Below are 4,279 nucleotides of genomic sequence, written 5' to 3' on the forward strand. Positions count from 1 at the left end.
GAGGTGGAACAGGTAGCATTTGATTGGATAGAAACCTGGTACAATCTGCGACGAAGACATACTTTTATCGGCTACAGTAGCCCGGCCGAGTACGAATTGAAATGGGCTGCATAATCTGTCCGGAAAATGGGAGACAGTTCAGCTGCCACAAATTCGATTAAGGAAATAATCAGCAGTACCCCCAAATCCTTACGCGCCTAGGCCAGTTAGAAAAGGATGAGAGAAAGGATCCAGGCACCGAAAGCTGACCTGTCTGCTGGAGCGGAATGGGACATTTTGGTAGACAAACCAGAAAGGGGTGTTATTATTGAAGTACTGTGCTCAATTACACCGGAACCAGGCGTCCCAATGGTGTCAGCCAAGAAAATATCCAAGAGAAGGATAGCAGGGGGGATAACCGATTTCCCGTTATTTTGGGAAATCGGGCTAAAACCTATGAAATGAGGATAATTTGAGTGCTATCGGTATTAGATATTAGAATTATCCACGATATCCTGTTTCTGCACAACAAGTTGTTATGCGGGCCAAAATTAACAGCTATAGAAGCGTTTGGATTCGAACCAAAAATTCTATTAAATCAGAAATTTAAGACAGAAAAAATTTCAAAAATATTTATACAAATGGGCAAATGACCATAAATCGGGCTAAAATTGCCAATTCACCCACTTGACTGTACATACAAAGTACATATATTATTAAAATGAAGCCCCTAAAATGGAATCTCGGAAAAAATTTGAAATTAAAACTTGAACGAGGGGTTGGATTCGAAATGGTAGCAGACGCTATAGAAAGAAATGCATTTGACGTGGCCAAGGTAAAAAGCAAAAACCATCCCGGTCAAATGTGTTTTCTTGTACGACTACGCAAGAAAAAGTGGGTAGTTCCATTTCGAGAAGGTCGAGATTCCATTTATTTATTCACCATTTATGAGAGTGACTGATATGAAGCTGACTAAATTCGAGAAAGAGTTAAATGAGGCTATAAAAAAAGGTGATTTTGAAATTTTGAAATTATCAAAAAAAAGCCGAGACAATTATAGAGAGGCAGCAAAAGCTGCGTTGTCCAAGAACAAAAGTATTACCATTCGAATCAATGAAAAGGATTTGAACACCCTTAAAAATATTGCCGTTAAATCTGGGAAACGGTATCAAACCTATATTGGAGACCTTTTGCACGAGCATGTAGTAAAGCGAAGTAAGGTTGCATAAGCCCACTATAAATCCTCGCATCGATTTAAATGCAGTGGTTTACCGCATAACAACCGGGTCTCTTTATACGAGTTTCGTCAAGCCCCTTTTATTTTTTCCGAAATAACCCGGATATTTCCACAGGATTTTGAACGGTCAATACTCTCTTTTCGGGCGTCCCGCAGGCACCTTTTATTCTTTAACGAACCTGTTCAAAAAACCTGCATCCAGTGACATGAAATATCGATCCGGAAGTCTCTTACGAGCCTCTACTCAGTTGCGGTCATCTGGATGCAGGCCATGGAAATTTCCCGTCTTAGACTAATTCTCTATATCAAGCAACCTGCTTAAACTGCGATTCACATTGACTCAGCCGACCGGGGTCGAAGGCAATGCATTTTATTCCCAAGGCAAAAAATGTCCGCAAAAGCTTTCGCTCTACCGCGGCCAATATTTTGCTCCCCACCATCCCTTTGGCTTTTTTGGCATGATAATAAGGTCCATAGGCTGCCTTTTTCTTAACCATGCCAAAGCTTGTTTCACCTAAAACTCGGCGAAGGGTTGATCGTCCCTTTTTACTTATATGGACTTCCCCGGTATATTGTCCGCTTTTTCTTTCCCGTAGATTTAAGCCGGCGAATCGAAGGAGTCTATTGGCATCTGGAAAATCCGCAAGAGGTCCAGTTTCCCCCAGTAGTCTGGCAATGCGGAAAGCGCTTAAAAACCCAGGGCTGACATGCGGTACCTTCTCTCCGGCTTCTACCAGCTGATTATAAAGCCCCTCCATCTTTTCATGAATCTCCTGCAGACGCTTTTCAGCTATTTCTTTCCTTGCCCATAACCCTTCCAGACGATATTCCATTGCTTCCTGATACCCTTCTTCAAGGTACAATAGGCAGGAACTTTTGGCGTTATCCCACAGTTTATGCAGTGTTTCCCAGCGGACACCGGGTACCTGTTTGCGCATGGATTTTTCAAAACGAAGCTGTCCAGCGGCAAGGATTTTTACGGGATTAAATCGGAATAATTCAAAGAGCGCTTGTCCCGTTTTCTGGTAAAGGAATTGGGATGTAAATTCCAGGTCACAGAAAAGACGGGCAATAATGGGGTGGCATTGACCTTTGATGGAAGTGAGGTGAGTGCGCTCCTCATCATAGGCTCGGTTGAACTCACGAAGGGCCAGATAGGGACCACTCAAAGAACGGTGCCTAAGAACCTTATCCAGTCTGGAAAGCATGTGAATCACCCGAGGATCTTTGGTATCGGTTTTACCGGCGTCGTTGTTTTCCACCACCTTAAGTTTATGAACACTTTCTCCACTCACATAGGCGGTAAAATGTCCCTTTTGCCGGGCAAGCCGAAGTAGTTTTTCAGAATAGGCGCCCGTCGATTCACATGTGATGAAAAGGCTGTCAAAGCCGTTTATTTGAGCCAACCGCCCTAGTTCCTCGAGACACCTCAGAATGGCTGGGGGTTTATTGGGAATTCGGCTGGAAGTGGCTTGAAATGTAGCTTGAAGCGCGTGGGGTACCTCGAAATAGAGGTCCAGGCTGGATTTTCCCACATCAAAGGCAACATGAAGGGCGTTTCTGGAATTAACTTTAAGTGAAAGTGTTTTTGTGATCATGGGTGGGCCCCGTTCTATAGGTGAAAGGTGGTTGCAAACCCAAAATCTAGCAGGATTGGGGCTCACACCATTAACGAACTTAAGGCTATTAGAATATCGAACTGTCTGCGCGCGGCCAGCACGAGATTTGCAAACAGCCTCGGGGCAATTCCCTGGAGCAAATCCCGTGCTGGTTCCCTCCGGCCTCGTCCCAAGGGCCGAGGCCTGCGGCCGTGCTCGCAGCTCACCCGGGCGTTATGCGGGCGGGGTTCATCACGCACAGTGCACAATGATACCGGGGTAGAAGATTGAAGCCATTTGCTTGGACACTAACGATTCACGTTCTCTTTAAGAAAGACATATGAATATTTTTAATTATAAATTTATATCCTATTTGTGCATACCTGGAGCCTTACTATTTATTGGGTGCGCAAATGTAACTACAAACACACATGTATATAAGGCAAAACAAGAAAAGATCGTTGATGCTATAGAAGTAGTGGGCTCAAAGATTCAAGCCAAAAAAGAAATCGAAATTGATTCCATTCCTACTTATAGAAAGTGGGAAGGAAATCAAATGAATTTTCTATACAGAATGCATCCTGTTAGCATTTCATCTGATTCAACACAAATGAAAGTTACCACTGTAGGACTTTTTAAAATTGGAAACCAAAATCTTAATGTAGCTCTTACTTCTTTTGTAAATCAAGAACTTGGTGTGACTGACCCTGATAAAAATCCTAGCGATTTTTATCTTCCATCCACAAAGTCAAAAAAAGAAATGTGGAAAAGAAATATGATAAGTATAGGGTATGCAAATTATTATTCAAAAAAGAATAATCCATTTCTAAATCAGAAAGACCTAAAAGTTGGGGCGATGTTTTTGGGTATACTGGAAGGATTGCATCTGTTTCCAGTTATTGCTGGCTCATTCATTGGTGAAGGGCGAGAAGATAGAATCGCAATTCCTATAATCGGTATCGTGGGAATAGTCGCCTGGAAATTTCTTGTGCCTTTAATGGAAAATTTGGAGGCAATTGAAGATCATAATGAATTAGTTAATTCCGGATATAAATATCCAATAGAAATAGATAATCAAAAAGGCTCTTTCCACTCACGGAATCAGAATAAAAGCAAAACAAATTAATACGGAGTCATTAACTATATAAATGAAAAGCACCTCCAGTACCAGCAGCCGCATAACAACCGGGTCTGGCCTAATTTGCCCGTCATGTCCGCTGCTTACGCATCGGCCGCGCCGGCACCGGCACCCATTGCGATAATGTAGGTTTTGTTTCGCAAAAATGAGGAGGCTCCTCAGTCTGATTAGATTTGAAGTTACCAGACTTTAACCCTAGTTCAGAAAGAGGAGCACATGGAAAATATAATCCAAATCAACCAGGACCAAATCCGGAATCAGCTGGGCGAATTGGTTCGTGGTACAGTCGAGGATACCTTGAATACCCTTCTTGATGCCGAAGCCGAG

At 42.8% G+C, this 4,279-nt stretch carries 5 protein-coding genes; 4 read left to right on the forward strand and 1 reads right to left on the reverse strand.

The annotated features are described in order from the left end of the window. The first annotated feature begins 3 nt into the window (after positions 1 to 3). From ACEW8O_RS12385 to ACEW8O_RS12395, 3 genes are all read left to right on the forward strand, one after another. Positions 4 to 114, forward strand: coding sequence for an IS3 family transposase (locus tag ACEW8O_RS12385; RefSeq protein WP_373494945.1), 111 nt, complete (start codon positions 4 to 6; stop codon positions 112 to 114). A gap of 102 nt (positions 115 to 216) precedes the next feature. Next, the gene (locus ACEW8O_RS12390) at positions 217 to 444 is read left to right on the forward strand and encodes a hypothetical protein (RefSeq protein WP_373494941.1); all 228 of its coding nucleotides are present in this window, start codon (positions 217 to 219) and stop codon (positions 442 to 444) included. A gap of 497 nt (positions 445 to 941) precedes the next feature. After that, entirely contained in the window at positions 942 to 1,208 is a 267-nt protein-coding gene (locus ACEW8O_RS12395; protein ID WP_373494942.1) for a hypothetical protein, read from the forward strand. A gap of 313 nt (positions 1,209 to 1,521) precedes the next feature. Here the strand turns inward: ACEW8O_RS12395 and ACEW8O_RS12400 are convergent, their stop codons facing one another. Next, positions 1,522 to 2,880 carry a transposase gene (locus ACEW8O_RS12400; RefSeq protein WP_373494943.1) on the reverse strand — a complete coding sequence of 453 codons (1,359 nt, stop codon included), beginning with the start codon at positions 2,878 to 2,880 and terminating at the stop codon, positions 1,522 to 1,524. A gap of 274 nt (positions 2,881 to 3,154) precedes the next feature. Here ACEW8O_RS12400 and ACEW8O_RS12405 point away from each other — a divergent pair, with 274 nt between their 5' ends. Then, positions 3,155 to 3,940 carry a hypothetical protein gene (locus ACEW8O_RS12405; protein ID WP_373494944.1) on the forward strand — a complete coding sequence of 262 codons (786 nt, stop codon included), beginning with the start codon at positions 3,155 to 3,157 and terminating at the stop codon, positions 3,938 to 3,940. Positions 3,941 to 4,279 lie beyond the last annotated feature (339 nt).

The organism is Aquiflexum sp., from assembly GCF_041749095.1.
In the GTDB taxonomy this organism is placed as follows: domain Bacteria; phylum Bacteroidota; class Bacteroidia; order Cytophagales; family Cyclobacteriaceae; genus Aquiflexum.